The organism is Microtetraspora malaysiensis (genome assembly GCF_050947145.1).
Lineage (GTDB): Bacteria > Actinomycetota > Actinomycetes > Streptosporangiales > Streptosporangiaceae > Microtetraspora_A > Microtetraspora_A malaysiensis.
Genome location: NZ_CP191998.1, coordinates 7,830,523 through 7,856,840, shown reverse-complemented (window position 1 = coordinate 7,856,840; position 26,318 = coordinate 7,830,523). Strand labels below are relative to the sequence as shown.

Sequence of the window (26,318 nt, the reverse complement as noted above, 5' to 3'; positions counted from 1 at the left end):
GATGCGCGCGTACCTGGGAAACCGCGTCGGCATCCTCGTGGTCGGCCTGGCCCTGCTGGTGGGCGGCGTCGCCGTGCTGCTCGCCGCGGGCGAGCGGCCCGGGGACCCGGTGCTCGACCTGAGCTTCTTCACCGAGAACGCCTGGGCGCGGCCCTTCGGCGTTCTCGTGCCCCTGGTGATCGGCATCGTCGCGACGCGCTGGCTGCTCGTCGCCCTCGGCTGGGGGCGGATCGGCACGCGTACCGGCTCGGGGATCGCCATGCTCGGCGTGGCGCTCAAGGGCGTTCAGGGCATCGGCAAGCTGTACGTGCGGCTGGTCGGCGACAGCAGGATGCGGATCAGCATCGACCTCCTGCCCGAGGCGGACCCGGCCGAGGTGATCGGCCGGCTGAACGCCGAGGCGGTGTCACGAGTGCGCGGCCTGGTCGGCCGCGGAGACCTTCCGACGCTGGTCAGGCTGCACATCCGGCGCCGCTGACCGGCGGGCGCCCAGCGCCAGCCCGGCCGCGAGGCAGGCGAGCGGCACCACCGGCACGATGTAGCGGTGGTCGAAGGCCGCGATCATCGGCGGGGCGAAGAGCAGGGCCGCGGCGGCGGCCAGCGGCGGGATCACGGCCCACCGCCGCACGAACAGGCCGCCCAGCCCGATCAGCAGGATGACCGCGAGGAACGGCCCGCGCAGGTAGCCCTGCTCCTGGTAGGCGCGCAGCCACCCCGCCCACGGCTCCACCACCCGGCTCTCGCCCGAGGAGCCCTGGTAGGCGGTGGTGAGCTGCGTCGCGGTGCGCCCCGCGGACGCGATCTTGTCGGGGAACGGCTTCGCCGAATCAGGGAAGACGTACGCGCTCTGCGGCCCGGGGGAGGGGTAGACCCGGCGCTCCCACTCGAAGGCCCAGAGAGCGTCGCTCAACCCGGTGCGCAGGAAGTCGAGCGGCTGGCTGCGGATCGCCAGCGACGCGAACTCGCCGGCCAGCTCCTCCCGTTTCGCCCCGACGCGCTGGAGCGGGGAGGTGGCGTCCCAGATGTAGGCGGGCGCGGCCAGTCTCGGCTCGGTGGGGCAGAGCGGGGTGAGGCGCGGAGCGGGGTCCATCTTGGTGCAGTCGGCGAACGTCATGGTGCGCGACCACAGCCACGTGCTGCTGCCGCCCATGCCGTACGAGCCGTGTGCGCTGTGGAACCAGACGGCGTAGCCGCCGAGGACGACCGCCGCCGCCGCGACGCCCGAGACCAGCGCTCGCGCGCCCGCCCGGGTCAGCAGCAGCCAGACGGCGGCGATGACGATCAGCGGGAGCCCGATGGTCCGGGTGACGGTCGCCAGCGCCAGCAGCAACAGCGCCGCGGTTGCGGCCGTGACGGACGGTTTCGGCCGCCACACCAGGATCGCCACCCCGGCCACGGCCAGGAAGGTGAACAGCAGGTCGGCCATCATCAGGTGTTCGAGCTGGATCTGGTGGGCATCCAGGAGGATCGGCGCGGCGACCAGCGCCGCGATCCATCCCCGCAGTGCCGTACGGCGGCGCAGCATGACGTAGACGAGGACGGCGATGCCGATCCCGAGCAGATGCTGGACGATCACGACGGCCTGGATGTCGCGCAGCGGGCTGAGCAGCCACAGGAACAGCGAGTAGCCGGACGGGCGGGACGCCAGCGGGCGCAGATCGAGGCCCGAGCTCAGGTACGCGAACGAGTCGGCCCAGAACCACAGCGCCGGGCGGTAGCCGAGCACGGCCAGCGCCCGCAACGCCACGCCGAGCACGAGCAGGGCGGCGAACGCCAGGTGCGACCGCAGGAACGAGGCCACCTTCCCCCTTGCGGTTGCTTAACCGACCGACAAATCAGGAACCGCCAGGATAAAGCATGATCCTGTGAGGAAAGGCGTTGCCTTGGGGCGCCGAGCGCTGTCATGCCGGAGGCGTGACAATGAGCAGGCTCAGCGGGTGACGCCCTCCTGGCGGGTGAGGAGCCCGAGTTCGGCGCGGGTGGGCAGGCCCTCCCAGTCGCCGGAGACCGTGCAGGCGAACGCCCCGGCGGTGACGGCGGTGTCCAGGCGGGTCTCGGGCGGCGCGCCGGCGAGCAGTTCGGCGAGGTATCCGCCGACGAAGGCGTCGCCCGCGCCCACCGGGTCGAGCACCTCCACGGGTACGGCGGGGCGGACCAGCGGACGGCCGTCCACCAGCGCGGCGCACCCCTTGGCGCCCAGCTTGACGACCACCTGCGTCGGCCCGAGGTCGGCGAGGGCGGCGGCGAGGTCGAGCGGGTCGTCCTTGGCGGGCACGAACAGCTCGGCCTCCTCGATCCCGGCGAAGACCACGTCGCTGTCGGACAGGATGCCCGACAGCCGTTCGGCCGCGTGGGCCCGGCTCCAGAGCCTGCCCCGGTAGTTGACGTCGAAGGAGACGGTGACGCCGTGGCGGCGGGCCAGGCCGACCGCGTGGCGTACGGCCTCGGCGGCGGAGTCGGAGAGCGCCGGAGTGATGCCGGTGACGTGCAGCAGTCCGGCGCCGGCTATGGCGTCCTCGGCCACGTCGGCGGGGCTCAGCCGCGATCCGGCGCTGCCCGCCCGGTAGTACCAGACGTTAAGCGACTGGTTGGTGCGCCGTTCCTTCACCATGAGGCCGGTGGGCGCGCCGTCGTCGACGATTGCGCGTACGTCGAGGCCCTCGGCGCGCAGTTCGCGCAGCACCAGGTCGCCGAAACCGTCGGCGCCGACCCGGCCGATCCAGGTGACGGGGACGCCGAGCCGCCGCAGCGCGATGGCGACGTTGCTCTCCGCGCCGCCGACGCCGACGGCCATGCTCGGCGCGTGCCGGAGCGGACCGGTGCGCTCGGTGGTGAGCAGGGCCATGGTCTCTCCGAGCGTGATCGCGCCCCGCGGCTGCGGCTCACCCATCGCGCCTCCCTCCGTTCTCGGCGGTTTCCCGGCGGTCCCGCGAGTCGCGGGGCTCACGGCGGGGACACCCGGTGCTGGAGTCGGCGCTCGCCGCGTGGGCCCGGCACACCCGCGACGACGAGCCGGACGACCCCGCGGCCGCCCGGCTGCGCGCGGCCTGGTCGGGACGCCGGGACGCGGAGGCCGTACGGGCGCTCCTGCTCGTCCTCGGCGCCGCCGACCTCGCGGACGACACCGGCCTGGTCACCGCCGTGGCCGGGCGCCTGATCAGCACTCGATGACGTTGACGGCGAGGCCTCCCCGGCTGGTCTCCTTGTACTTGTCGAGCATGTCCCTGCCGGTGTCACGCATGGTCTTGATGGCCTTGTCGAGCGACACGAAGTGGCGGCCGTCGCCACGCAGCGCGATGCGGGACGCGGCGATCGCCTTGACCGACGCCACCGCGTTCCGCTCGATGCACGGGATCTGAACCAGTCCGCCGATCGGGTCGCAGGTCAGGCCCAGGTTGTGCTCGATGCCGATCTCGGCGGCGTTCTCGACCTGCTCAGGGGTGCCGCCGAGCGCCTCGGTGAGCCCGGCCGCGGCCATCGAGCAGGCCGACCCGACCTCACCCTGGCAGCCGACCTCGGCGCCGGAGATCGAGGCGTTCTCCTTGAAGAGCACCCCGATCGCCCCCGCGGTGAGCAGGAAGCGTACGACGCCGTCGTCGTCGACCCCCTCGACGAACCGCGTGTAGTACGACAGCACCGCCGGGATGATGCCGGCCGCGCCGTTCGTCGGGGCGGTGACGATCCGGCCGCCCGCCGCGTTCTCCTCGTTCACCGCGAGCGCGAACAGGGTCACCCAGTCCATCGCGCGCAGCGGGTCGCGGTCGGCCTCGGTCTGCAGGCGGCGGTACAACTGGTTCGCCCGCCGCCTGACCTTGAGCCCGCCCGGGAGGACGCCCTCCATGGAGGTGCCGCGCCGTACCGACTCGGCCATGACCGACCACAGGTGCAGCAGCCCCTCGCGGATCTGCGCGGGCGTGCGGCCGAAGGCCTGCTCGTTCTCCAACATGAGCGCGGAGATCGACAGGCCGGTCTCCGAGCACCGGGCGAGCAGCTCCGCCCCCGTGGTGAAGGGGTGGGGGAGCACGGTGTCGTCCGGCTTGATGCGGTCGGCGCCGGTGGCGTTCTCGTCCACGACGAACCCGCCGCCGACCGAGTAGTAGATCTTCTCGCGCAGGATCTCGCCCGAGTCGGTGAAGGCGGTGAACCGCATCCCGTTCGGATGGTGGGGCAGCGTGATCTTGCGTTCGAAGACGAGGTCGTCGCCGACGACGAAGGGGATCTCGCGGGAGCCGTACAAGGTGACCGTGCCCGACTCCCGCATGGCGGCGAGCCGCGCGTCGACCGTGTCCACGTCGACCAGTTCGGGCTTCTCCCCGGACAGGCCGAGCAGCACCGCCTTGTCGCTGCCGTGTCCCTTGCCGGTCAGGCCGAGCGAGCCGTACAGAATGACCTCGACGCGCGAGGTCTTCTCAAGTAGACCGTCCTGGTGAAGGCCGCGGGCGAACTTGTGCGCCGCGGCCATCGGGCCGCCCGTGTGGGAGCTGGACGGCCCGATGCCCACCTTGAACAGATCGAAGACACTGATCGCCATGATCCATGCCCTTATCTGGAAATCTCAGGGAATTTCAGGATTCGCCCGAGGTGAGGGTGGTGTACTCGGCGGCCGAGAGCAGGTCCTCCGGCTCGCCCTCCATGCGTACGCGGAACAGCCAGCCCTCGCCGTACGGGTCGGAGTTGACCAGCGAGGGGTCGTCCACGACCGCCGGGTTGGTCTCCACGATCTCGCCGCCGACCGGGGCGTAGATGTCGCTCACCGACTTGGTGGACTCCACCTCGCCGATCGCGTCACCGGCCTCGACAGTGCTGCCCACCTCGGGCACCTGCACGAAGACCACGTCACCGAGCTGCTCCGCGGCGAACGCGGTCACACCCACCGTCACGGTGAGACCGTCGTCAACGCCGGCCACCCACTCGTGCTCCTTGGTGTAGCTCAGCTCTTCGGGGATGCTGCTCACTTGCTCCTCCTGTAGAAAGGCAGATCAACGACGTCAACGGGCTCTTGGCTGCCACGGATGTCCACGGCCAGATTTCCCTTTTCGAGGGCGTCGGCCGAGACGTACGCCATGGCGATGGGCTTGCCAAGAGTCTGTGAAGGCGCACCGCTGGTCACCACGCCGACGACCTCGCCCTCCCGCGTGACCGGGTATCCGTGGCGGGGGACTCGGCGGCCGCGCGCCACCAGGCCGACCAGGCGCCGCTCGGGGGCCGGGTGCCCGGACAGCGCGGCCTTCCCGACGAAGTCGCCCGGCTTGTCGAACTTCACGACCCGGCCCAGCCCGGCGTCGAAGGGCGTCATCTCCGCGGTCAGCTCGTTGCCGTACAGGGGCATGCCCGCCTCCAGCCGGAGGGTGTCGCGGGAGGACAGGCCGCACGGCCGCACCCCCAGCTCCGCGCCCGCCTCGGTGAGGGCGTTCCACAGCCCGGCGGCGTCCTCGGGCCGGGAGAACAGCTCGAACCCGTCCTCGCCGGTGTAGCCGGTACGCGCGATCATGACCTCGAACCCGGCGACCGTGCCGGGGAGGCCCGCGTAGTACTTGAGCCCGACCAGGTCGGCGTCGGTCAGCTTGCCGAGGATCGCGGTGCTGTTCGGCCCCTGGATCGCGACCAGCGCGTACGCGTCCGACCGGTCTTCGACCTGGGCGTCGTACGACTTCGCGCGCTCGGTCAGCTCCTGTGCGACCTTGGCGTAGTTGGACGCGTTGGCGACGACCATGAAGTCCTCCGGCGCGAGCCGGTAGACGATGAGGTCGTCCAGCACGCCGCCGTCCTCCGTGACGATCATCGTGTATCTCGCCCGGCCGGGCTCGAGCACGCTCAGGTGGCCGACGAGGGCGTAGTCCAGCGCCTCTCCTGCCTGCGGGCCGGTGACGTGGATCTCGCCCATGTGGGACAGGTCGAACAGCCCGGCCGCGGTGCGCACCGCGTTGTGCTCGGCCGACTCGCTGCCGTAGCGCAGGGGCATCTGCCATCCCGCGAAGTCGGTGAGCGTGGCGCCGAGGCCTTCGTGAACCTCACGCAACGGGGTAGATCGTGACATGATCGCACCTCAGGAAGACGGATGAGAGCATCCTCCCCCTCTGTCATCGGTGCCTGAGAGCTTCGTCCGTTTTTTGCCGGACTTTCACCTTCGGCGAGGCCGGTCACGGCCTGCTTTCCAGAGGTCACCTGGCCCGCACGGTCCTTTGCCTTGAGAGGTTCGCGGGGAGGGCTTGCTCCTTCAGGGGACCTGACCGGCTTGTCAGGACGCTCTCCCGCACGGGTTCATTCGGTGCCCCGTCAGCCTAGTGGTCGGACGCCATCTCGCGAAACTGCCTACCGCCGCTCACCTCGGAGTAGGCCGCGCGCCTCCAGCGGCTCGTAGACCTCAGACCGCTCGCAATTCGGCGACCGACTGGACCAGGCCGCTTCTTTCGAGACTGGCCAGCACATCCTCGGCGGTGCCGGGCGGATTCCTCCAGGAGTCGGCGATCTGTTGCTCCAGGATCTGCTGAGTCCACTTCGCCTGCACGATGCCGGCCTGGGCGATCCTGATCAGGAGATCGCGAAGTGTGCTCGGGTACAGCACGCATGCGTCGTACACAACGGTGAAGACCACGTCAGTCGAGCCCTAGATCGCGTGTCATGGCCGACAGTTCGTCGGCGGCTGCTCTTCGGCGCTGGTCGTCCTTCCGTCTGTACTCCAGAAGTGACTCGGCGCGGACTCTTCTGTGTGTGCCCACCAGGCGATATTCGATCTCTCCTGCTTCGAGGAGGCCGATGAGGTAGGGGCGTGACACGTTGAGAAGGTCGGCGGCCTCCTGGGTCGTCAACTCGGCGTGTGCCGGCACCACGGACACGCCGCGACCGGCCGCCATATGGGCGAGTATCGCGGCAAGTAGTTCGACGGCGGCACGTGGCATCACCAGCTCCTCCCGCGTCTCCTCCGCCACGATGCGGATCCGCGCCGGATTGTCGGGGTGGCGCCGCAGGTAGCGGCGAACCCGATGAAGCGCGTCGCGAGCTGCGGCTGCGTCGGGGGAGTTCGGCTGGAGCGGAGCGGATGTCATGGTGCACCTCCAGACGCAGTATCCGACGCAATCGCAATAAACGCAATAGACGAAAGAGTCGCAACAGGCGCGGCCGTGTGTACGCCCGCGACGGCGAGGTGGCACGCCCTCGGGTAGCTCCCGGCCGCCGGGCGGCGGGCGTGGCGAGGCGGGCGACAGAGCGATCAGGAATCGAGAAGCGCCGGTCGGGGAGCCGCAACTAGCGTCATCGCCATGGCTTCCATCGAATCCGTCACCCTTGAGGTGGCCGACCCCACCGCCGTCGAACGCTTCTACACCGACGCCTTCGGATTGGACTCGCCGGTGCGCCTGCGGGCCTCGGAGGCGCCGACGACCGGCTTCCGTGGGTTCACGCTGTCGCTCACGGTGTCCCAGCCGGCCAACGTCAACAGTCTCATCGGCGCCGCTCTGGACGCCGGCGCGTCGCCGGTGAAGCCGGTCACGAAGTCGTTCTGGGGTTACGGCGGCGTCGTCCAAGCCCCCGACGGGACGATCTGGAAGGTCGCGACCTCGGCGAAGAAGGACACCGGCCCGGCCACCCGGCAGATCGACGAGATCGTGCTGCTGCTGGGAGCGGCGGACGTGGCCGCGAGCAGGCGGTTCTACGTTGACCGTGGCCTGGCTGTGGCGAAGAGCTTCGGCCGCAAGTATGTCGAGTTCGCCACGGGGTCGAGTCCCGTCAAGCTGGCGCTCTACGGGCGCCGTGCCCTCGCCAAGGACGCCGGCGTCTCTCCCGACGGCACCGGATCGCACCGGCTCGTGATCGGCAGTGACATCGGGTCCTTCGCCGACCCGGACGGGTTCGCGTGGGAGACCGCGTCGCGTTGAGCCGGGTGGCGCGGCCGCACCCGGCCCCGCCCCTCCTGTCCCGTGGTGGCTACCCGGCGTGCGGCCCAGATGCTCGCAGGCATCGATGAAAGGAGTTCTCTCATGTGTCACCCTTCGTGGACGCGCGCACTCAACGAGGCGCACCGCCGGGGCGACCTCGCGCAGCTGCGGCGCGGTCGGGACCGGATCGACCGGGAGTACGCGCAGCCGTTGGACATGGAGGCGCCGGCCGGCGCGCGCGACGGCGGGGATGTCGTCGTGCGTGGTGACGCAGGTGGCCAGACCGGTCCGGAATCGAGAGGTGCCGACCCCGAGCAGCGACCGGCCTGACCGGCGCGGACATCACCATTCGCACATGACGGCCCGAAGGCCCCCGGCCTTCGGCGCTCGCCGCGCTATCTGGGCCGGCTGTGGGTGGGGGTGGGGCTTCGGGACATGACGCTCGCGGTGTCCCGTGTGCCACCGGTCAGCCGGTCACCGGCCCAGGGCGCGCCATTCGGGAGCAAGGACCGCCCAGACCTGCTTGTCGTAGCGCACGCCCTCGTACGGCCATGCCTCGCGTCGCACGCCCTCCAGCGTCATGCCGAGCCGCTTGGCCACCGCTGAGCTGCGGTCGTTGTCGGCCCGGCAATGCCACTCGGCCCGGTGCAGCCCCCGGGACGTGAACGCCCAGTCCAGCAACACGCCACACGCCTGCGTGATCAGGCCGTGGCCCTCAGCGGACGGCTCCAGCCAGCAACCGATCTCACACGAGCCGAGAGCGGTATTGAAATCGGTGAACATCACACCGCCGGCCAACACTCCGTCCCGCCAGATGCCATATATGCGGGCACCGTCGCCGGCCTGGCGTTCGGCATATCGCTTGAGCGTGGCCCGCGCCCCGTCGACATCGTCGGTGACGAACGCGGACCCGACCCACGGGCGAATGTGCTCGCGAGCCCGATCCAGATGGTCGGCGAACTCCTCGGCATGCCAGACCTCCAGCCCACCAAGGCGAGCACCGTCGCGCAGCGGCAGCGAGAACATGAGGGCCTCCCATTCACATAACAAGTGTTATGGCAATGTACCGTGGCAGCGTGTCACGCACCAAGGGAGATCACGAGGCCCGTCGACGCGACGTCTCCGAAGCGGTCTGGCAGGCCATGGCCACCCGCGGCTTCGCCGGCCTGACCCTGCGCGCCGTCGCCGCCGAACTCGGCGCGACCACCGGCCTGCTCACGCACTATTTCCCCACCAAACAGGCCTTGGTGACGTACGCCCTCGACCTACTCGAACAGCGCACCGTCTCCCGCCCCCGCCGCCACACGGGCGAAGGTCTGGCCGCCCTCAGGGACGCACTGCTGGACATCCTGCCGCTGACCCCTGAAGCCGCCGACAGCAATCGAATCTGGGTCTCCTCCTGGGACGCCGCGCTCTCCGACCCCGCCCTGGGCACCGACTATGCCCGCAAATACGCCCAAAGCCGCGACAGGCTGCGCGAGCGGGTGGCCGCGGCCCAGAAGCTCGGCGACCTGCCTCCTGGCGACCCCGCGCCCATCGCGGCCGGCGCTCAGTCCTTCATCCTCGGCCTGGTGGTCCAGGCCCTGTTCGACCCGGCGGCGTTCCCGCCACAGCGGCAAGTCGAACTCCTGGACGACTACCTGGCCACCCTGACCACCCGTGCTGATGATCCGACGACGATCACTCGGCCCGATCCCGGCGGGGGCTCTGAGCACCGGTCGATCGCCGGCTGCTGTGGCCCTGGCATCGCCGAACGACGAGCGCCGCATCATCGCCGAGATGATGGCCAAGGGCACCTCACGGGTGGCCTGTAGATCGGCGGACCTGCGAGGCGCGTCGGCTCATGCGGTGGCCTGGTCGCCGGTGGTGGCGGTATGGATCGGGACGTCTCCCGAGGCGAGGTCGGCCAGGCGTTTCTCGGAGGCCGCGCCCACGGGCGCGTCGAGCCAAGTGGGCCGTCACGCAACCTTGGCCAGTCACGGCGTGTCACCCCACGCGAAACCGGTCCCCAAGGCAATCCGCCGTGCGAGTTCTGATCGCACCGGAAGGCGTTATCGGAATGAGATGTTCCGCCGTCGCGGATTGCCCAGGGATCGCCCAGAGGGCGGGGTATGGGCTGTTCGCGCGTCGTGATCCGCGAGCGAACAATAGGACAGGTGTTGCCGCCCGGAAAAGGCTGTGCCCCGGGTGGCATGCGATGCAGAGGCAACACCGGGGCTTAGGTAACTCACTGTAGCCCGACGAGCAGCGATGTGAAAGAGGGTAGATGGATCCAGCGGACGCTGCTCATCTCCGCGATCTCCTTTCGGCTGCTCGACTGGGCGAGTACGAGTTGGCAGCCGGAGGGGAGCCGGACATCGCCTTTCGGCTTCATTGCTGGAACACAGAGTTGGCCGCGGCCTTTTACGGGCCCCTGCAGTACCTCGAGATCGCTGTACGCAACGCGTTGCACCGTCAGATGGCGGGGATCTTCCAGCGGGACGACTGGTGGGATCACCCGGATGCCGATCTCAACTCGGTTGCCATGGCGAAGATCCGGGACGCGAAGGCGGTCGTCATGCGAACCAGGGCGAGCGTTCCGCCTGACTGCGTGGTGGCCGAGCTCGTCTTCGGATTCTGGGTCTCCCTGCTCACCTCGGGAGGTCGTCACAACTATGAACGCCGGTTCTGGCGGCCCGCCCTCTGCCGGGCGTTTCCCGGGTTCAGGGGAAGGCGGCGAGATCTCCATTCCGACCTCGACTACCTGCGCGTTCTCCGTAATCGGATTGCCCACCATCGACCGATCTACCACCGCCATCTGCGAGCTGATCATGACACGTTGCTGAGAACGCTCGACTACGTCTCACCCGCGCTGGCCGCATGGGTCGAAGCGCACAGTCCGGTGCCAGAGGTCCTGTCGCGCAGGCCCCTCATACGCTGAACTCACCACGGCAGCTCAGGCGGTGGCCTGGTCGCCGGTGGTTGCGGCGGTCTCAGAGCCAGCCACGCGCTGACGCTTCGGCACCGGCCTGGAACCTGGTGGTGGCGCCCAGCCGTTCGACGACCGCGGCGATCCGGCGGGTGGCGGTGCGCGCGCTCACCCCGAGCTGCCTGGCGATCGTCTCGTCCTTCAGCCCGGCATTGAGCATCCGGAGCACCAGGAGGTCCTCCTCGTCCGGCCTGTCGCCGACAGGTGGCGGGGCCCCGGTGAGCGGCTGGCCGCGCTCCCAGTAGGCGTCGAACAGCTCGATGAGCGCGTCGAGCAGGCCGGAGGGACGGATCAGTGCGACGTTGTCGTAGACGCCGTCCACCAGGGGCATCAGTGCCAGCCGCCGGTCGGCGATCCGCAGCTTGAACGGCAGGCTGGGCAGGAACCTGGACCGCTCACCCTCCTCGGCCAGCTGGAGCAGGGTCTCGAACCGGCCGGAGCGTTGTAGGGAATCCGGACAGTACACGACCCGGATGTCCACCCCGCGCGCGATCAGCTGCCGGGTGCCGGCGATCTCCGACTCGTTGGTGTCCGCCGAGTCGTCGGGCCGACCGATGTAGGGCGGCCGGTCGAGCACCAGCAACTCCGACGTGACCGCCCTGTTCAACTCCGTCATCTGCCGCTTCACCGCGTCCTCGCCCGAGAGGATCTCCACCAGGCCGGCCGGGTCGGCCCGCAGCCGGCCCGACTGGTAGAGCTGCGCGAAGTCGGCGACCGTGGTCCGGACCTCGGCCAGCCCCGCCTCGGCCTCCAAACGGCGCCTGTCGATCAGCCATCCGAGCGCCGCCTCGGGTGCCACCGGCTCGTACCTGCCCGGTCCGGTCCGTCGCAGCAGTCCGAGTTCGGCCAGCCGGGACAGTGTGTGCCGTACCCGCGCGGTGCTGACCCGCAGCAAGCCCGCCAGGTCGGCGACTGTGCGGTCGGGGTGGCGGAGCAGGAACCGGTAGACCTGTTCGTCGAAATCGCCGATGCCCACCGCACCGAGCACTGACTGGTCTTCCACCTACCACCTGACCAGATAGTGACGATTTTCGCCATGTGACCGAAATTGCCTGCACTATATCCCGGCAACATCCCGGCGACTGATCCGCACGGGCCGCTCACTTCTCCCTGCCTCCCGGCGACCTTGCCGCAGAGTGACAGTCACAGGCTCCTCAGGCGGTGACCTGGTCGCCGGTGGTGGCGGCGGTGTGGATCGGGACGTCTCCCGAGGCGAGGCCGGCCAGGCGTTCCTCGGCGGAGTCGATCACCTGCAGGTCGGCCTTGATGTGCGCGGCGGCGGCATCGATGAGCAGCGCGACGAGCGGGTCACCGGCGTGCGCGCGGCGCTGCCTGGTGAGCGCGCCGAGATCGGCCAGGTGGGCCTGCCGCTGGGCGGAGACGAACGCGGCCAGCTTCTCGGGGCCGAGCCGGCTCGCCCCGAGAAGCTTGAGGAACAGTTCGTCGCGGAAGCCGGAGGTGCGGACCCACGGGGTGGTGGCCCAGGTCTGCAGCTCCTCCGCTCCTCCGGGCGTGAGCTGGTAGATCGTCTTGTCGGGGCGGTCGCTCTGTGCGATGTGGTCGCGGACGACGTGCCCGTCCCGGACCAGGCGGTCGAGGATCTGGTAGAGGTGCCCGATGTTGAGCCCGCCCCACTGAGGTCCGACGGCCGCCTCGAACCTGGTCTTCAGCTCGTAGCCGTGGCTGGGGCCGTCGGCGAGGAGGGTCAGGACGGCGTGGCTGAGCGGCATCCGGAGCCACCTTCCTCAATTGTGACAATGTAGGACCTCCCATGCTGCCCTACATTGTGACAATGTACCGGTCATGGGAGTCGAAGTCAGCCTGCGAAGCGTCACCCGGAAGTACGCGTCGGCCGTGGCGCTCGACGAGGTGAGCCTGGACGTCGAGCCGGGAAGCGCGGTCGCGCTCATGGGGCCGTCCGGCGCGGGGAAGTCGACGCTGCTCCATCTGGTGGGCGCGATGGATCCGCCCGACGCCGGTGAGATCGTGGTCGACGGCGAACGCGTCCACGACCTGTCGCGGCGGGGACTCGACCGGTACCGCCGGCGTATCGGGTTCGTCTTCCAGCGCTTCCACCTGCTGCCCGCGCTCAGCGTGCTGGACAACGTGCTGGCCCCCGTGCTTCCCCGACGGGTGGATTTCGACCGCAGAGCCAGGGCCATGGAACTGCTGGAGGCCGTGGGGCTGGCCGACCGCGCCTCGGCCTTGCCGAGCCGGCTGTCCGGGGGCCAGCAGCAGCGGGTCGCCATCGCCCGCGCGCTCATCGCCCGGCCGCCGCTGCTGCTCGCCGACGAGCCCACGGGCAACCTCGACAGCGCCACCGGACACGAGATCGTCGATCTGCTGCTCACGCTGCGGGAGGAGCACGGCATGACCATGCTGATGGCCACGCACAACCCTGAGCTGGCGGCCGTCTGCGACCGCGTCGTACGGATGAAGGACGGGAAGGTCGTCTCCGACGAGCGGCTCACGCCGTCCCAGGACGTGCTCGACCGGATCGGACGGCTCGGATGATCCGCCTGGCGTGGGCCCGGCTCCGCCGGGAGTTGGGCCGTTCCCTCGTGCTGCTGGCCGGCATCCTCGTCGCGGCCACCGGGTCACCGTGCTCACCGGAACGGCCGAGACCCAGCGCCTGGAGATCGTCGGGACCGTCGGGAAGAACTTCCGCGCGCAGTACGACGTCCTGGTCCGCCCCAAGGGGTCGACCACCGAGCTGGAGCGGACCCGCCCGCTGGTGCGGCAGAACTACCTGTCGGGCATCTTCGGCGGCATCACCCTCGACCAGTACGAGAAGATCAAGCGGATCAACGGAGTGGATGTCGCCGCGCCGATCGGCATGGTCGGCTACGTCACCCGGGGCGGCTCGGCCAGCGTCGACGTCACCGACGTGCTCCACAAGGGTGACCGCACCATGCTGCGGGTGGACCAGACCCGGGTCACCGACCGCGGGCTCACCCGCATCCCCTACGGCGGCCCTCTCTACCAGTACGTCACCCGCCGCCCGGTCCGAGTGCCCCTCAACAAGCGCAGCGGCGGCGGTGACGTCAGGCTGCTCGCCAAGGAGAGCCTGGCATCGGGACGGGAGGTCGCCCTCGGCCCGTCGCTGCTCGACCAGACGGAGCGCGGCTGGGCGAACCAGAAGACGTTCCCCTTCGAAGGGGGCGCGCAGATCGGGTACTGGTCCACGAGCACGGCGTACGGCCTGGGAATGACGACCGAGGACATGTGGAGCCACCGGGGGACCCCGGGACGGGCCGTCGTCAGCGTCGACCAGGAGTTCCCTTTCCTGCTCGCCGCCGTCGACCCGGACGCGGAGGCCCGGCTGGCGGGACTGGACGAGGCCGTGGTCGCCGGCCGCTACCTCAGAGCGGAGGAGGAGTACCAAATACCGCTGACCGGAGGCGGCAAGGAGATCGTCCTTCTCGCTGCGGCGCGGCCGTACGCCGACCAGCGGGACGAGGTCGTGATCCGCAGGCTGCCCGCCGAGGCCGCGGGCAAGGTCGTCAAGGGGACGCCTGTGGGGACCCTGAAGAGGTACCTCGCCGCGCAGGACGGCGAGGTCGTCAAACGGGTGACACTGGACGCCGCCGACGCCTACGACAGCATGCTCGACGGGTGGCAGAACATCCCGAAGGGGCAGATGTCCATGCCCCTCACCCGCTTCTGGACGGCGGGGCCGACCGAGTACCGGGAGCTGGGAGACCGGCACGTCGCCGCCGTGCCGGTGGACAACGATCCGGCCGTCTGGAGGGACCCGGCCTTGGGCAAGGCGTTCGGGGAGACGGCGAACTTCTTCCTCGGTTGGGAGGGGCACGCGAACGCCCCAATGGGTGCGGCGGACGCGCAGTTCCGGCCGCTGCGTCCCACGTTCCTGCCGGACTGGGACACGCTGTCCACCCGGGTGATCGGGCGGTTCGACCCGGAGAAGCTGCCCGGGTTCAGCGAGCTGGCGGGGCTGCCGATGGAGACGTACCAGCCGCCCGCCGCCCGGCCCGGCGACAGCCGTACGGAGAAGCTGCTCGGCGGGCGAAACCTGCTGCCGAACGACAACGTCGGCGGATATCTCCAGACGCCGCCCCTGCTGCTGACCAACCTCGAAGGGCTGGGCCGGATCAACTCGGTCACCGGGGGCACGGCCCCGCTCAGCGTGGTCCGGGTCCGCGTCGCGGGGGTGACCGGCCCGGACGCGGTCAGCCGCGAGCGGATCAGCCAGGTGGCCAGGGACATCGTGGCGGCGACCGGCTTGGACGTGGACATCACCATCGGCTCGTCGCCGTCGCCGATGACGGTGGAGCTACCCGCCGGGTCGTACGGACGGCCCGCGCTCACACTTGAGGAGGGGTGGGTGAACAAGGGGGTGGCCTACCGGATCCTGACCGCGGCCGACCGCAAGTCGGTGATCCTCTTCACGCTCATCCTGGCCGTGTGCGGCATGTTCGTGGTGAACGCCGCGTCGGCCGCCGTACGGGCCCGCCGGGTCGAGCTGGGCGTGCTCGGCTGCCTCGGCTGGTCGCGCCCTCGGATGTTCGGCGCGGTGCTCACGGAGGTCGGCGTGATCGGCCTGCTCGCGGGCGGCCTGTCCGCCGCGCTGGCCGCTCCGCTGTCGTCGTGGGCCGGTCTGCCCGATCCGGGCGTGCGAGCCTGGCTGGCCGTGCCCGCGGCGTTGCTCCTCGCGCTGCTCGCGGGGCTGATGCCGGCCTGGCAGGCGTCGCGGGTGCCGCCGGTGGAGGCCGTCCGGCCGGCCGTACGGCTGCCGGGGCGGGCGAGGTCGCCGCGAGGCGTGACCGGACTCGCGCTCGCGGGGCTGACGCGGGCGCCCGGCCGGGCCGTGCTCGGCGCGTCGACGCTGACGGTGGCGGTTTTCGCGCTGACGCTGCTGCTCGGCGTGACGTACGGCTTCCGCGGCCGGGTCGTCGGTTCCCTGCTGGGGGACGCGGTCGTCCTGCAGGCGCGCACGGCCGACTATGTCGCGATCGCGGTCATGTTCGCGCTGGCCGCGCTGGCGTTGGCCGACGTGCTCTACCTCGGCATCCGGGAGCGGGACGCCGAACTGGCGGCGCTGCGGGCCACCGGGTGGTCGGGCGGCGCGATGGCCCGGCTGATCGTGACGGAGGGGGTCGCCATCGGTCTGGCCGGCGCGCTCACCGGAGCCGTCCTGGGGCTCACCGCGTCGCTCGCCCTGGCCGGTGAGCTGCCCGTCGTCGTGATCGCGGGGGCGGGGGTGGCCGGGGCTCTCGCGATCGCGCTGGCCGCGCTCGCCGCCGTGGCCCCCGCGCTGCTCGCCCAGAGGCTGCCGCTCGCCCGGCTGCTGGCCCAGGAGTGAAATGGCCAAGGGGTCAGATGCCGTAGCCGCCGTCGACGTCCAGCTTCTGTCCGGTGATGAACCGGGCCCGGTCGGAGGCGAGGAAGCAGACCGCCTCGGCGACGTCGTCGGCGGAGCCGAAGGTCCGCAGCGGGATGTTGCCCATCGCCACGTCGAGGGCGCGCTGGTCCAGGTCGCCGGACGCCAGCAGGCGGGCGGACATGCCGTCGGTGAGCATGCCGGGGCCGACGCAGTTCACCCGGACGCCGAAGCGCCCCTCCTCCGCGGCCAGCCCGCGCGCGAGCGCCTCCACCGCGCCCTTCGGCCCGGCCGACAGGCCGTCGCGGACGGGGTACCGGCGGGTCGCGGCGGTGGTGACGGCGACGATCGACCCCCGGGAGGCGCGCAGGGCGGGCAGCGCGCACCGCGCGACGGTGAAGAAGCCGGTGACGTCGGCGTTCAGCTGCTCGGTGAGTGCCGCCGGGCTGACCTTGGAGAGGTGGACCATCGGCACGTGCGGGCCCGCGGCGTGCACGAGGGTGTGGATCGCGCCGAGCCGCGTGACGATCGACTCGACGTAGGCGGCGACCGCGTCGGCGTCCGTGAGTTCCACGCGCGCGGCGGTCACGACGGCCGGATCCGCGCGTTCCGCCTGGTCCGTGCGTCCGGGGTGCACTGATCGCGCCTGGTCCGGCGGCCGTCCGGCGGGTACGGCGGTCGCCGGGCCGGCGGAGAGTTCCGCCACCAGCGCGTCCGCGGCGGCCGTGTTCGACCGGTACGTGAACGCGACCGCGGAGCCGCGCCGCGCGAGGTGGCGGCACACGGCCGCCCCGATGCCGCCGGAACCGCCGGTGACCACGGCCACGCCCGGCCTGCCGTCGAAGTCCCTCACTCCGCGAGCCTTCCTGCCCGAGCCTCACAAACAAGCGTTTGGTCAGATTAGGGACTTCCGGAACCGGTTCGCAACCCGGGGACCGGTTACGGCGACCCGAGGGCTGAACCCCTGTTCCTCGACCCCGGCTCGATCGGCTGTTCCGGCAGGAGAGGGCTTACGTCGCCAAGCCCGACCCGGCTCAGCCGGCGTGCAGCCTGGTGATGAGCTCATGCGCGACGTCCAGGAACTGATCGCGCGAGGACGTCGTCGTCTGCAGGTCGACGAACGCCTCGTGGGCACCGGCTTGGGCGAGGGTCAGCAGGTAGTCACCGATCTGCTGCACGGTTCCGGCGTGCGGCACCTGGTCGTCGGGCGCGGGAGAACCGGTGATCTTCGGATTGACGCGCACCACCATTCGCAGGGCCGACGGGTCCCGGTCGACGCGTGCCGCGGTCTGCAGCGCCACATCCCACAGGGAGGTCAGATAGGGCATGGGCATCGCCGTGCTCAGCCAGCCGTCGGCTCGCCTGCCGATCCTCTCCAGAGCCGAGGGCGTGTAACCGGCGAGCAGGATCGGGGGGCGCGGCCGCTGGAGGGGCTTGAGGTCGATGTGCGACGGCGGCACGGTCCAGAGCGCGCCCTTGTGCTCGACCACCTCACTGCTCCAGACGGCCTCCATCAGGTCGAGCGTCTCTTCGAGCCGGTCTCCCCTCCCCTGCCAGGGCACCCCGGTCGCGGTGTATTCGTCACGCAGCCAGCCGAGACCGATGCCGACGTCCAGCCGTCCGTGGCTGAGCAGGTCGAGCGAGGTCAGCATGCGGGCGAGCAGGACCGGCGGTTGCCACAGCGCGTTGAGCGTGCTGGTTCCCAGCCGGACCTCCCGAGTGCTGACGGCGGCCAGCGTCAATGCGGTCAGCGGGTCGAAGAACGTCGCGAAAGCCGGGGGGATCTCGCCGTCTCCTGCCGGGTAGGGATCGCTGGGTGCGAGCGGCAGCATAATTCGATCACCCGCCCACAGGCTGCCATAGCCCATGGCCTCCAGATCCGCGCTGGCCTGCCGGATGAAATCCGGGTCGGCGAAGGCACCGTACTGCGGGACTGTATATCCGATCTGCATGAGAAATTCCTTGATCCTTCGCCGTGGAAATCCGGGAAGAACTGAGGTGCACATTGCGTACGCATCTCGATACCTGGACGCTCCCGGTCTAACGTCCAGGGAGAGGCTAGGTAGCACCCCTTGGATATGACTTGTGCCGGGTTAGGGCGTGGCCTTGATGCCACAGTCCACCGCCTATGACAGGTTTCGCTCCTGGGCGACGGCGGGTGTCTTCGAGCACCTGATGTGATCGCCGAAGTCGCGGCCCGGTGTCAGACACGACCTAGCGGCCTCGGCGGGCGGCGGCGCGTACCAGGGCGTCGAAGAGGGGCGCGTGCTCGTCGGCCTCCGGGTGCCACTGCACCGCGTGGCCGAAGGGGTGGCCCTCCACCTCGACCGCCTCGATCGTGCCGTCGTCCGCCTCGGCGGTGACCGCGAGGCGGTCGCCCAGCCGGTCGACGGCCTGGTGGTGGTAGTGCGCGGGAGTCACCTCCTCGGCCTCGTAGATCTTGGCCAGGGCGGGCGAGAGCCGTACCGGGAGCCGGCCGAAGGCGCCGGGCGCGGGGGAGTGCCCGAGGTGGCCGACGACGTCGGGCAGGTGCTGGTGGAGGGTGCCGCCCATCGCCACGTTCAGCACCTGCATCCCCCGGCACACGCCGAGGAACGGCAGGCCGATGTCGAGGGCGCCGCGCACCATCCTGAACTCCGCCTCATCACGAAATTTCCGGATGTAGTCGGTCGTGTGGTGCGGTTCGGCGTCGTACCTGGCCGGGTCGACGTCACCGCCTCCGGCGAGGACCAGCCCGTCGATCCGCCCGGCCAGCCCGGCCGGGTCGCCCGCCGGGGGCAGGACGACCGGCTGCCCGCCCGCGCGGGCCACCCGCTCGACGTACATGTACGGCAGCAGTGCCGCCTTCATCTCCCAGACGGTGAACTTCGCCGGTTCGACGTAACACGTGATCCCGATGATCGGACGGGCCATGCCGCCGCCTTTCCTCGTGCTCCCCGATGGCGTGCCATGCGGACGCGCCCGGTCGCGGCGACCGGGCGCGTCCGCATGACACGAGCGATGTGATATCCGGCCTACAGCGGTGTGACGTACGCGCTGGAGATTCCGCCGTCGACCAGGAACTCGGCCGCGGTGATGAACGAGGCGTCGTCGGAGGCGAGGAACGCGACCGCCGCCGCGATCTCCTCCGCCCGCGCGAAGCGGCCGATCGGGATGTGGACCAGACGGCGCTGCGCGCGCTCGGGGTCCTTGGCGAACAGCTCCTGCAGCAGCGGGGTGTCGACCGGCCCCGGGCACACGGCGTTCACCCGGATGCCCTCGCGGGCGAACTGCACGCCCAGCTCCCGGGTCATCGCCAGCACACCGCCCTTGGAGGCCGTGTAGGAGATCTGCGAGGTGGCCGACCCCATCACCGCCACGAACGACGCCGTGTTGACGATCGACCCCTTGCCCTGGCGGCGCATGTACGGGATCACGTGCTTGCAGCAGTAGTACACCGAGGTCAGGTTGACCTCCTGCACCTTGCGCCAGGCGTCGATGCCGGTGGTGAGGATCGAGTCGTCCTCCGGCGGTGAGATGCCGGCGTTGTTGAAGGCGATGTCCACGCTTCCGAAGGCGTCGTGCGCCGCCTGGAACATCCGGACGACGTCGTCCTCGACGGAGACGTCCGCCTTGACGTACAGCCCGCCCACCTCGTCGGCGGCCTTGGTCCCCGCCACCTCGTCGAGGTCCACCACGACGACCTTCGCGCCCTCCTGGGCGAACCGGCGCGCCGTGGCGAGCCCGATGCCGCTGCCCGCGCCCGTGATGACGGCCACACGATCCTGCAAACGCTGCATAGGTCTCTACTCCGTTGCGATGAAGACGTTCTTGGTCTCGGTGAAGGCGGCGAGGGCGTCCGGGCCGAGCTCCCGGCCCAGGCCCGACTGCTTGAACCCGCCGAACGGCGTCCAGTAGCGCACGCTCGAATGCGAGTTGACCGACAGGTTGCCCGCCTCGACCGCGCGGGCCACGCGCAGCGCCCGGCCGACGTCGCGGGTCCAGATCGACCCGCTCAGCCCGTACGGCGTGGCGTTGGCCAGACGCACCGCGTGCTCCTCGCCGTCGAACGGGACCACCGTCACAACCGGCCCGAAGATCTCCTCCTCGTACGCCCGGCGGAACGCCGGAGCATCGGAGGAGCCGAGCGGGTCGAACCCGGGCGGGGCGGCGAGGACGGTCGGCGCGAACCAGTAGCCGCGGCCCTTCGGGCAGGCGCCCCGCGCGTACGGCGTGAGCCCGGGCCCGGCGAACGACGCGACCCGGGCGAGGTGTTCGGCGCTGACCAGCGGCCCCATCTGGGTCGCGGGGTCGAGCGGGTCGCCGACCCGGACCTCGCGCACCGCCGCCGCGAGCCGCTCCAGGAAGTCGTCGTAGATCTCGCGCTGCACGAGCAGCCGTGAGCGGGCGCAGCAGTCCTGCCCGGAGTTGTCGAACACGGCCATCGGCGCGGACGCGACGGCCCGGTCCAGGTCGGCGTCGGCGAAGACGATGTTCGCGCTCTTGCCGCCGAGCTCCAGCGTGACCCGCTTCACCCGCGCGGCGGCGGTGGCCCCGATGAGCCGGCCGACCTCGGTCGAGCCGGTGAACACGATCTTGGGTACGTCCGGATGCTCGACCAGCCGGGCGCCCGCGACCTCCCCGGCCCCGGGGAGGACCTGGAGCACCCCCTCGGGCAGGCCGGCCTCCAGGGCCAGCTCGGCCAGCCGGAGCGCGGTGAGCGGGGTCCACTCGGCGGGTTTCACGATGACCGCGTTCCCGGCGGCGAGCGCCGGGGCGACACCCCACATCATGATCACCATGGGGAAGTTCCACGGCACGATCACCCCCACGACGCCGAGCGGCTCGTGGAAGGTGACGTCCACGCCGCCCGGCACCGGGATCTGCGCGCCGTGGTGGCGTTCGGGCGCACCGGCGTAGAAGTCGAGCACGTCGCGGACATTGCCCGCCTCCCAGCGGGCGTTGCCGACCGTGTGCCCGGCGTTGGCGATCTCCAGCCGGGCCAGTTCCTCGGCGTGGTCGTCCACCAGGCGGGCGAACCGCCGCAGCAGCCGGGCCCGGTCGCCCGGCGCCGTCGCCCGCCAGGACGCGAACGCGGCCCTGGCACGCTCCACCGCGCGGTCGACCTCGGCCGCGTCGGCCATCTCGATGTCGGCGATCACGTCCTCGGTCGCCGGATTGACGATCTTCACAGTCGCTCGAACCCCCGGAAGAGCTCCCAGTCCGTCACCGCCGCGTCGAACGCGGCGATCTCGACCCTGGCGTTGTTGGCGTAGTGGTCCACGACGTCCTTTCCGAACGCCTCCTCGGCGAGCGCCGAGCCCTCCCACAGGGCGAGCGCGTCGCGCAGCGTGCCCGGCACCGTCGCGGCGCCCGACGCGTACGCGTTGCCGCCGCACGGCTCCTCAAGGGGCAGCTCGTGCTCGATGCCGCGCAGCCCGGCGGCGATCAGCGCGGCCACCGCGAGGTAGGGGTTGACGTCCCCGCCGGGCACCCGGTTCTCGATCCGCAGCGAGGGGCCGTGCCCGACCAGGCGCAGCGAGCAGGTGCGGTTGTCCACGCCCCACTTCACCGCGGTCGGCGCGAAGCTGCCCGGAACGAACCGCTTGTAGGAGTTGATGTTCGGCGCGTAGAAGAGGGTGAGCTCCCGCAGCGCGGCGAGCTGGCCCGCGATGAAGTGCTCGCCGACCCTCGACAGCCCGTACGGCTCCCGCCCCGCCATCACCGGCGCGCCGTCGGCGTCGCGCAGCGAGATGTGGACGTGGCAGGAGTTCCCCTCACGCTGGTTCGGCTTGGCCATGAAGGTGATCGACCTGCCCTCCTGGGCGGCGATCTCCTTGGCGCCGTTCTTGTAGAAGACGTGGTTGTCGCATGTCGTCAGCGCGTCGGTGAACCGGAAGGCGATCTCGTGCTGCCCGAGGTTGCACTCGCCCTTCGCCGACTCGACGTACAGGCCGGCGCCCTCCATGCCGAGCCGGATCTTGCGCAGCAGCGGCTCGATCCTCGCCGTGCCGAGCAGCGAGTAGTCCACGTTGTAGGAGTTGGCGGGGGTCAGGTCGCGGTAGCCGCGCCGCCACGCCTCCTCGTACGTGTCGTTGTAGACGCAGAACTCCAGCTCCGTGCCGACGAAGGCGGTCCAGCCGTACGCCGCGAGCCGCTCGATCTGCCGGCGCAGGATCTGGCGGGGGGAGGGTAAGACGTCGGAGCCGTCCTCCCAGACCAGGTCGGCCAGGAGCAGGGCGGTGCCCTCCTGCCACGGCACCCGGCGCAGGGTCGCCAGGTCGGGCCGCATCACGAAGTCGCCGTACCCCCGCTCCCAGGAGGACATGGCGTAGCCGTCCACGGTGTTCATGTCGACGTCCACGGCGAGCAGGTAGTTGCACCCCTCGGCGGCGTGTTCGAGCACCTCGTCGAGGAAGTAGCGGGCGGACAGCCGCTTGCCCTGCAGCCGGCCCTGCATGTCGGTGATCCCCAGCAGGACGGTGTCAACCCGGCCCGCCTCGATGTCCGCGCGAAGCTGCTCGACGGTCAGCACACCGCCTCCTCGGGGCGTCAAATGTCTGGAAACAGACCAATGGATGGATGCAAGCATCCGGCCCGGGCCCGCGTCAACCACCGGTGTGAGCTAATCTCGGCCGAAACGCCCTGTGAAGGATGGGATGGGGCCTCCCGTCCAGCGGTCGCCGGCGTTTCCCGCGGGCGCGCCGGGACGCGTTCGTACGGCGTCCGCACGCGGGTGGCCGCCCGAGAGTTGGGGCACGCGCGGCCGTTCCCCGGCAAGGTCCCCGAAAGCAGGCAGGTCACCGGGCAGGCCGCAACGGAAGGAGCCACCGTGGACGCGCCCTCGATGCTCCCGCTGCTGCGGCCGGTCAGGTCGGGCAACGCCTTCGAGGAGACCGTCGAGCGACTGCTCCAGGCGATCAAGCTCGGGGTCGTCGCGCACGGGGAGAAGCTGCCGCCCGAACGCGAGCTGGCCGCCCAGCTCGGCATCAGCAGGGTGACGCTGCGGGAGGCGATCCGCGCGCTGCAGGACGCCGCCTTCCTCGACGTACGGCGCGGCCGGTACGGTGGGGCGTTCGTCGTCTATGAGCCGCCGCGCCCGGAGAGCGGGGACCTGCGCCGGGCGGTCGCGGCGATGGGCCAGGGCGACCTGGAGGACGCGCTGACCTTCCGGATGGCGGTCGAGTGCGGCGCGGCCGAGGTCCTGGCGAGCGCCGAACTGTCGCCCGCGCAGCGCGCGACGCTCGTCCGGCGGCTGGAGGACGTGAACGAGGCCGCTCCGGAGGACTACCGGCGGCTGGACACGGCCTTCCACCTGTCGATCGCCGAGCTGACCGGTTCGTCGCTGCTGGCCGCCGCCTGCGCGGACGCCCGGCTGCGGGTGACCGACCTGCTCAACGCCATCCCGGTACTGGGGCCCAACATCGAGCACGCCTCCGTCCAGCACGCCGCGATCGTGGAGGCGATCCTGGCCCGCGACCCGGAGGCGGCCCGGCGGGCGGTGGCCGAGCATCTGGAGGGGACGGCGGCGCTGCTGCGCGGCTTCCTCGCCTGAGCCGGTCCCAGCCGGCCAGGCAGGCGGCCGGGTGACCGGTGGATCAGGGGGCGCCCTCAAGTGGGGCGAAGATTACGTAAGGGGGCAGGACCATCGCCGGGGGGCGTACGACATTGGCCGACTGGTTTCACGAGAGCGTGGTGGAGACGCATCGGCTGCCGCTGTTCTGCTTCTTCGTCGCGTTGATCGTGGCGTTCGTGTTCACGCGGATCAACGTGCGGTTGATCAGATCGCGAGTGCGCTGGTGGTTCGGAAACGTCAGCGTCGGCGAGATGCACATCCACCACGTCGTCTTCGGCGTGGTGCTCATGATGCTCGGCGGCGTCTCCAGTCTCGTCGTCTCGGGCATCTCCACCGGCTGGTACGCGTTCACGGCGGCGGTGTTCGGGGTCGGCTCGGCCCTCGTGCTGGACGAGTTCGCGCTGATCCTGCATCTGAGAGACGTCTACTGGTCGCGGGAGGGCCGCACCTCGGTGGACGCGGTCTTCGTGGCGGTCGCCGCGACCGGCCTGCTGCTGCTCGGCCTGCGTCCACTCGGCTGGGACACCTCTGACGGCACCCCCGAGGGCAGGTGGTTCGCGGCGGGCTTCCTCGTCGTGAACCTCCTCTTCGCCGTGATCACCTTGCTCAAGGGCAAGATCTGGAGCGGTCTTCTCGGGCTCTTCCTCCCGCCGATCGTCTACGCCGGCGCGGTACGGCTGGCCCGGCCCGGCTCCCCGTGGGCCCGCTGGTTCTACGCCGAGGGAGCCAGGCGGCCCAAGCCCCGGCGGATGGCGCGGGCCGCCCACCGGGAGGAGCGGTGGCGGCGGCCCGCCATCCGGATCAAGATCGCCGTCCAGGAGTTCGTCTCCGGCCGCCACGACCTCCCCGCGCCGCAGCGGAGAGCCCGCCGCCGGGAGCTCTCCACGGCCCACTGGCGCTTCCGCCTTCGCCGCCTTCCCGCGCCACGCCAGCGGTCCCGCGGCCTCGACATCCCGGCCGTGACCCGGCGGCGCGACCGCCGGGGCTGAGCCCCGAACGTGTATTGCCACCCCCAAGCGCCGGAAATTTCACGGCATGGGATGGTGGATGATCGTGGCTGAGCAAGCGGTGGGTGTCCAAGGGTTCATACGTCGGCATTTTCTGGACACGCGGCCGCTCGCGATCCCGCACTTCCGCCGACTGCTGTTCGGCCAGGCCCTCTCGTTCATCGGGTTCCAGCTCACCGCGGTCGCGGTCAGCGCCCAGGTCTACGCGCTCACCAAGTCGTCGTTGTGGGTCGGCATGCTCGGCCCGGTGGCGCTGGTGCCGCTGGTCGTGTTCGGGCTCTGGGGCGGCGCGATCGCCGACGCGGTGGACCGCCGCAAGCTGTTGCTCGTCTGCTCCCTGATCAGCTGGGCGGCCACGCTGGCGCTGCTCTTCAACGCGTTCTTCCTGTCGAACATCTGGCTGCTGATGGCGGCCGTCGCCGTGCAGTCCATCGGCGTGGCGGTGTCCTCGCCCACCCGCGTCGCGATCATCCCGAGGCTGGTGCCCGCCGAGCTGGTGCCGTCGGCCAACACGCTGAACTACACCCTGGGCAGCCTCGCCTCCGTGCTCGGGCCGCTGCTCGGCGGTTTCGTGCTCGCCCGAGGCGGAGCCGGCATGGCCTACCTCATCGACGCGCTCCTGTTCGGCGCCACCCTCTACGCGGCGGCCCGGCTGCCGCGGCTCGAACCGCTGGGCGAGTCCACCGCGCCGGGCGTGCGCGCGGTGGTGGACGGCCTGCGGTACATCATGGGCAATCCGGTCGTGCTGATGTCGTTCGTCGTGGACATCATCGCCATGGCCTTCGCGCTGCCGCGGGCGCTCTATCCCGAACTCGCCGCGACGCGCTTCGAGGGTTCGGAGATGGCGTTCGGCTGGCTGTCGGCGAGTGTGGCGCTCGGGGCGGTCGTCGGGGGCGTGTTCTCCGGCTGGGTGGGCCGAGTCCGCCGGCAGGGCGTGGCCCTGACCTTCGTCATCGCGCTGTGGGGGCTCACGGTGGCCGCCGCCGGGCTTGCCCAGCAGCTGTGGCTGGTCGTCGCGCTGCTCGCGGCGGGCGGTTTCGCCGACCTGGTCTCGGCGGTGTGGCGGCAGACCATCCTCCAGACGTACGCGCCGGACGAGATGCGCGGCCGTCTCCAGGGCGTCTTCTACGTCGTGGTCGCGGGCGGGCCGCGGCTCGGCGACATGAGGGCGGGAGCGACGGCCGCGGCGGTCGGCCTGGTGCCCGCCTGGGTGGGAGGCGGTGTGCTCTGCGCCGTCGCCGTCATCATCGTGGGCCTGTCCGTGCCCGCGTTCCGCGCGTACCGTCCTCGACCGCTTCAGGAGGCCGGCGCCCAGCGGTGATCCGCCGTCAACCTTCCGGGGCCGGGCACTACAGGCCGCTCCCGGGCGTTGATCACGGCAGCGTCGGCGGGCGAAGCGGCTCGTTCCCGTCATTTCTGGTGCGTCAACTGGTGTTGACGCCATGAACGGAGAACTGGTGGCTCTGGTGACCGAAGCGGAGGGGGACGACCCGCCGCGCGTGCTCCGGGCCGCCGCCGCGCCGCGCCGGCAGGTAAATCGGCTGGCCGCCGTGCGGGTACGGCGAGCCCGTGT

The 26,318-nt window shown here is 70.8% G+C and carries 26 protein-coding genes, 1 pseudogene and 2 riboswitches; of the genes and pseudogenes, 11 read left to right on the top strand and 16 right to left on the bottom strand.

What is annotated here, in order from left to right:
- Position 1: 1 nt before the first annotated feature.
- Entirely contained in the window at positions 2–478 is a 477-nt protein-coding gene (locus tag ACQP1V_RS36790) for a hypothetical protein (RefSeq protein ID WP_387411555.1), read from the top strand.
- On the opposite strand, the gene ACQP1V_RS36785 is transcribed toward ACQP1V_RS36790, so the two are convergent.
- Positions 407–1,801, bottom strand: a complete 1,395-nt coding sequence (locus ACQP1V_RS36785; RefSeq protein ID WP_433415180.1) for a hypothetical protein — start codon at positions 1,799–1,801, stop codon at positions 407–409. The two genes, ACQP1V_RS36790 and ACQP1V_RS36785, sit on opposite strands and share 72 nt — an antisense overlap.
- Before the next feature lie 129 nt (positions 1,802–1,930).
- Entirely contained in the window at positions 1,931–2,890 is a 960-nt protein-coding gene (locus ACQP1V_RS36780; RefSeq protein ID WP_433415178.1) for a sugar kinase, read from the bottom strand.
- 71 nt (positions 2,891–2,961) lie between these two features.
- On the opposite strand from ACQP1V_RS36780, the gene ACQP1V_RS36775 reads away from it, so the two are divergent.
- A complete protein-coding gene (locus tag ACQP1V_RS36775; protein WP_433415176.1) occupies positions 2,962–3,171 on the top strand; it encodes a hypothetical protein in 210 nt (69 codons plus the stop codon).
- Here the strand turns inward: ACQP1V_RS36775 and ACQP1V_RS36770 are convergent.
- The 5 genes from ACQP1V_RS36770 to ACQP1V_RS36750 all read right to left on the bottom strand — a co-directional run bounded on the left by ACQP1V_RS36770 (position 3,158) and on the right by ACQP1V_RS36750 (position 7,046).
- The gene (locus ACQP1V_RS36770) at positions 3,158–4,531 is read right to left on the bottom strand and encodes an L-serine ammonia-lyase (protein ID WP_433415174.1); all 1,374 of its coding nucleotides are present in this window, start codon (positions 4,529–4,531) and stop codon (positions 3,158–3,160) included. The genes ACQP1V_RS36775 and ACQP1V_RS36770 overlap by 14 nt on opposite strands.
- A gap of 34 nt (positions 4,532–4,565) precedes the next feature.
- Positions 4,566–4,955, bottom strand: a complete 390-nt coding sequence (gcvH, locus tag ACQP1V_RS36765) for a glycine cleavage system protein GcvH (RefSeq protein WP_387411547.1) — start codon at positions 4,953–4,955, stop codon at positions 4,566–4,568.
- Positions 4,952–6,037, bottom strand: coding sequence for a glycine cleavage system aminomethyltransferase GcvT (gene gcvT / locus ACQP1V_RS36760; RefSeq protein WP_433415172.1), 1,086 nt, complete (start codon positions 6,035–6,037; stop codon positions 4,952–4,954). The genes gcvH and gcvT overlap by 4 nt, the downstream gene beginning before the upstream one ends.
- 30 nt (positions 6,038–6,067) lie before the next feature.
- Positions 6,068–6,165: riboswitch (glycine riboswitch) on the bottom strand.
- A riboswitch (glycine riboswitch) is annotated at positions 6,166–6,264 on the bottom strand.
- A gap of 100 nt (positions 6,265–6,364) precedes the next feature.
- Complete coding sequence (locus ACQP1V_RS36755; protein WP_433415170.1) at positions 6,365–6,595, bottom strand: hypothetical protein; 231 nt, start codon at positions 6,593–6,595, stop codon at positions 6,365–6,367.
- A gap of 1 nt (position 6,596) precedes the next feature.
- Positions 6,597–7,046 (bottom strand): helix-turn-helix domain-containing protein, encoded by a 450-nt coding sequence (locus ACQP1V_RS36750; RefSeq protein ID WP_387411543.1) that lies wholly within the window; start codon positions 7,044–7,046, stop codon positions 6,597–6,599.
- 213 nt (positions 7,047–7,259) lie between these two features.
- Here ACQP1V_RS36750 and ACQP1V_RS36745 point away from each other — a divergent pair, with 213 nt between their 5' ends.
- Positions 7,260–7,874, top strand: a complete 615-nt coding sequence (locus tag ACQP1V_RS36745) for a glyoxalase (RefSeq protein WP_387411541.1) — start codon at positions 7,260–7,262, stop codon at positions 7,872–7,874.
- Positions 7,875–7,976: 102 nt separating this feature from the next.
- Positions 7,977–8,105 (top strand): annotated as a pseudogene (locus tag ACQP1V_RS36740) (AraC family transcriptional regulator); the annotation flags it as partial.
- Positions 8,106–8,348: 243 nt separating this feature from the next.
- On the opposite strand, the gene ACQP1V_RS36735 reads toward ACQP1V_RS36740, so the two are convergent.
- Positions 8,349–8,900 (bottom strand): GNAT family N-acetyltransferase, encoded by a 552-nt coding sequence (locus tag ACQP1V_RS36735; RefSeq protein ID WP_387411540.1) that lies wholly within the window; start codon positions 8,898–8,900, stop codon positions 8,349–8,351.
- Positions 8,901–8,950: 50 nt separating this feature from the next.
- On the opposite strand from ACQP1V_RS36735, the gene ACQP1V_RS36730 reads away from it, so the two are divergent.
- On the top strand, positions 8,951–9,688 hold the full coding sequence (locus tag ACQP1V_RS36730; protein ID WP_433415167.1) for a TetR/AcrR family transcriptional regulator: 738 nt from the start codon (positions 8,951–8,953) through the stop codon (positions 9,686–9,688).
- Between the two features lie 452 nt (positions 9,689–10,140).
- Complete coding sequence (locus tag ACQP1V_RS36725; protein ID WP_433415165.1) at positions 10,141–10,794, top strand: hypothetical protein; 654 nt, start codon at positions 10,141–10,143, stop codon at positions 10,792–10,794.
- Positions 10,795–10,846: 52 nt separating this feature from the next.
- Here the strand turns inward: ACQP1V_RS36725 and ACQP1V_RS36720 are convergent, their stop codons facing one another.
- Together ACQP1V_RS36720 and ACQP1V_RS36715 are read right to left on the bottom strand one after the other, a co-directional pair.
- A complete protein-coding gene (locus ACQP1V_RS36720; protein WP_433415163.1) occupies positions 10,847–11,845 on the bottom strand; it encodes a helix-turn-helix domain-containing protein in 999 nt (332 codons plus the stop codon).
- Positions 11,846–11,996: 151 nt separating this feature from the next.
- Positions 11,997–12,572: a PadR family transcriptional regulator gene (locus ACQP1V_RS36715; protein ID WP_433415162.1), complete on the bottom strand. Its 576-nt coding sequence runs from the start codon at positions 12,570–12,572 to the stop codon at positions 11,997–11,999.
- 73 nt (positions 12,573–12,645) lie between these two features.
- Between ACQP1V_RS36715 and ACQP1V_RS36710 the strand changes: the two genes are divergently transcribed.
- The gene (locus tag ACQP1V_RS36710) at positions 12,646–13,356 is read left to right on the top strand and encodes an ABC transporter ATP-binding protein (RefSeq protein WP_433415160.1); all 711 of its coding nucleotides are present in this window, start codon (positions 12,646–12,648) and stop codon (positions 13,354–13,356) included.
- An 88-nt stretch (positions 13,357–13,444) separates the two neighbouring features.
- Positions 13,445–16,165, top strand: a complete 2,721-nt coding sequence (locus ACQP1V_RS36705) for an FtsX-like permease family protein (protein ID WP_433415158.1) — start codon at positions 13,445–13,447, stop codon at positions 16,163–16,165.
- A 13-nt stretch (positions 16,166–16,178) separates the two neighbouring features.
- Here ACQP1V_RS36705 and ACQP1V_RS36700 read toward each other — a convergent pair whose 3' ends face one another.
- The 6 genes from ACQP1V_RS36700 to ACQP1V_RS36675 all read right to left on the bottom strand — a co-directional run bounded on the left by ACQP1V_RS36700 (position 16,179) and on the right by ACQP1V_RS36675 (position 22,754).
- A complete protein-coding gene (locus tag ACQP1V_RS36700; RefSeq protein WP_433415156.1) occupies positions 16,179–17,036 on the bottom strand; it encodes an SDR family NAD(P)-dependent oxidoreductase in 858 nt (285 codons plus the stop codon).
- A 181-nt stretch (positions 17,037–17,217) separates the two neighbouring features.
- Positions 17,218–18,135 (bottom strand): TIGR03619 family F420-dependent LLM class oxidoreductase, encoded by a 918-nt coding sequence (locus ACQP1V_RS36695; protein ID WP_433415155.1) that lies wholly within the window; start codon positions 18,133–18,135, stop codon positions 17,218–17,220.
- A gap of 262 nt (positions 18,136–18,397) precedes the next feature.
- Complete coding sequence (locus ACQP1V_RS36690) at positions 18,398–19,096, bottom strand: gamma-glutamyl-gamma-aminobutyrate hydrolase family protein (protein ID WP_433415153.1); 699 nt, start codon at positions 19,094–19,096, stop codon at positions 18,398–18,400.
- Between the two features lie 101 nt (positions 19,097–19,197).
- Positions 19,198–19,962 carry a 3-oxoacyl-ACP reductase gene (locus ACQP1V_RS36685; protein WP_433415151.1) on the bottom strand — a complete coding sequence of 255 codons (765 nt, stop codon included), beginning with the start codon at positions 19,960–19,962 and terminating at the stop codon, positions 19,198–19,200.
- A gap of 6 nt (positions 19,963–19,968) precedes the next feature.
- Positions 19,969–21,306, bottom strand: coding sequence for an aldehyde dehydrogenase family protein (locus ACQP1V_RS36680; protein WP_433426074.1), 1,338 nt, complete (start codon positions 21,304–21,306; stop codon positions 19,969–19,971).
- A gap of 44 nt (positions 21,307–21,350) precedes the next feature.
- Positions 21,351–22,754, bottom strand: coding sequence for a glutamine synthetase family protein (locus tag ACQP1V_RS36675; RefSeq protein ID WP_433415149.1), 1,404 nt, complete (start codon positions 22,752–22,754; stop codon positions 21,351–21,353).
- A 255-nt stretch (positions 22,755–23,009) separates the two neighbouring features.
- Here ACQP1V_RS36675 and ACQP1V_RS36670 point away from each other — a divergent pair, with 255 nt between their 5' ends.
- From ACQP1V_RS36670 to ACQP1V_RS36660, 3 genes are all read left to right on the top strand, one after another.
- Positions 23,010–23,717, top strand: coding sequence for a FadR/GntR family transcriptional regulator (locus ACQP1V_RS36670; RefSeq protein ID WP_067125943.1), 708 nt, complete (start codon positions 23,010–23,012; stop codon positions 23,715–23,717).
- A gap of 113 nt (positions 23,718–23,830) precedes the next feature.
- Positions 23,831–24,727 carry a hypothetical protein gene (locus ACQP1V_RS36665; RefSeq protein WP_245658043.1) on the top strand — a complete coding sequence of 299 codons (897 nt, stop codon included), beginning with the start codon at positions 23,831–23,833 and terminating at the stop codon, positions 24,725–24,727.
- A 64-nt stretch (positions 24,728–24,791) separates the two neighbouring features.
- Positions 24,792–26,066, top strand: coding sequence for an MFS transporter (locus tag ACQP1V_RS36660; protein WP_433415147.1), 1,275 nt, complete (start codon positions 24,792–24,794; stop codon positions 26,064–26,066).
- The last annotated feature ends 252 nt before the right edge of the window (positions 26,067–26,318 follow it).

Coding starts and splice junctions, on each gene's coding strand:
- ACQP1V_RS36715 (WP_433415162.1), bottom strand. CDS start 12,572: ATGCCGCTCAGCCACGCCGTCCTGACCCTCCTCGCCGACGGCCCCAGC.
- ACQP1V_RS36725 (WP_433415165.1), top strand. CDS start 10,141: ATGGATCCAGCGGACGCTGCTCATCTCCGCGATCTCCTTTCGGCTGCT.
- ACQP1V_RS36710 (WP_433415160.1), top strand. CDS start 12,646: ATGGGAGTCGAAGTCAGCCTGCGAAGCGTCACCCGGAAGTACGCGTCG.
- ACQP1V_RS36790 (WP_387411555.1), top strand. CDS start 2: ATGCGCGCGTACCTGGGAAACCGCGTCGGCATCCTCGTGGTCGGCCTG.
- ACQP1V_RS36735 (WP_387411540.1), bottom strand. CDS start 8,900: ATGTTCTCGCTGCCGCTGCGCGACGGTGCTCGCCTTGGTGGGCTGGAG.
- gcvT (WP_433415172.1), bottom strand. CDS start 6,037: ATGTCACGATCTACCCCGTTGCGTGAGGTTCACGAAGGCCTCGGCGCC.
- ACQP1V_RS36750 (WP_387411543.1), bottom strand. CDS start 7,046: ATGACATCCGCTCCGCTCCAGCCGAACTCCCCCGACGCAGCCGCAGCT.
- ACQP1V_RS36680 (WP_433426074.1), bottom strand. CDS start 21,306: ATGGCCGACGCGGCCGAGGTCGACCGCGCGGTGGAGCGTGCCAGGGCC.
- ACQP1V_RS36780 (WP_433415178.1), bottom strand. CDS start 2,890: ATGGGTGAGCCGCAGCCGCGGGGCGCGATCACGCTCGGAGAGACCATG.
- ACQP1V_RS36675 (WP_433415149.1), bottom strand. CDS start 22,754: ATGCTTGCATCCATCCATTGGTCTGTTTCCAGACATTTGACGCCCCGA.
- ACQP1V_RS36685 (WP_433415151.1), bottom strand. CDS start 19,962: ATGCAGCGTTTGCAGGATCGTGTGGCCGTCATCACGGGCGCGGGCAGC.
- ACQP1V_RS36770 (WP_433415174.1), bottom strand. CDS start 4,531: ATGGCGATCAGTGTCTTCGATCTGTTCAAGGTGGGCATCGGGCCGTCC.
- ACQP1V_RS36695 (WP_433415155.1), bottom strand. CDS start 18,135: ATGCAGATCGGATATACAGTCCCGCAGTACGGTGCCTTCGCCGACCCG.
- ACQP1V_RS36670 (WP_067125943.1), top strand. CDS start 23,010: ATGCTCCCGCTGCTGCGGCCGGTCAGGTCGGGCAACGCCTTCGAGGAG.
- ACQP1V_RS36690 (WP_433415153.1), bottom strand. CDS start 19,096: ATGGCCCGTCCGATCATCGGGATCACGTGTTACGTCGAACCGGCGAAG.
- ACQP1V_RS36745 (WP_387411541.1), top strand. CDS start 7,260: ATGGCTTCCATCGAATCCGTCACCCTTGAGGTGGCCGACCCCACCGCC.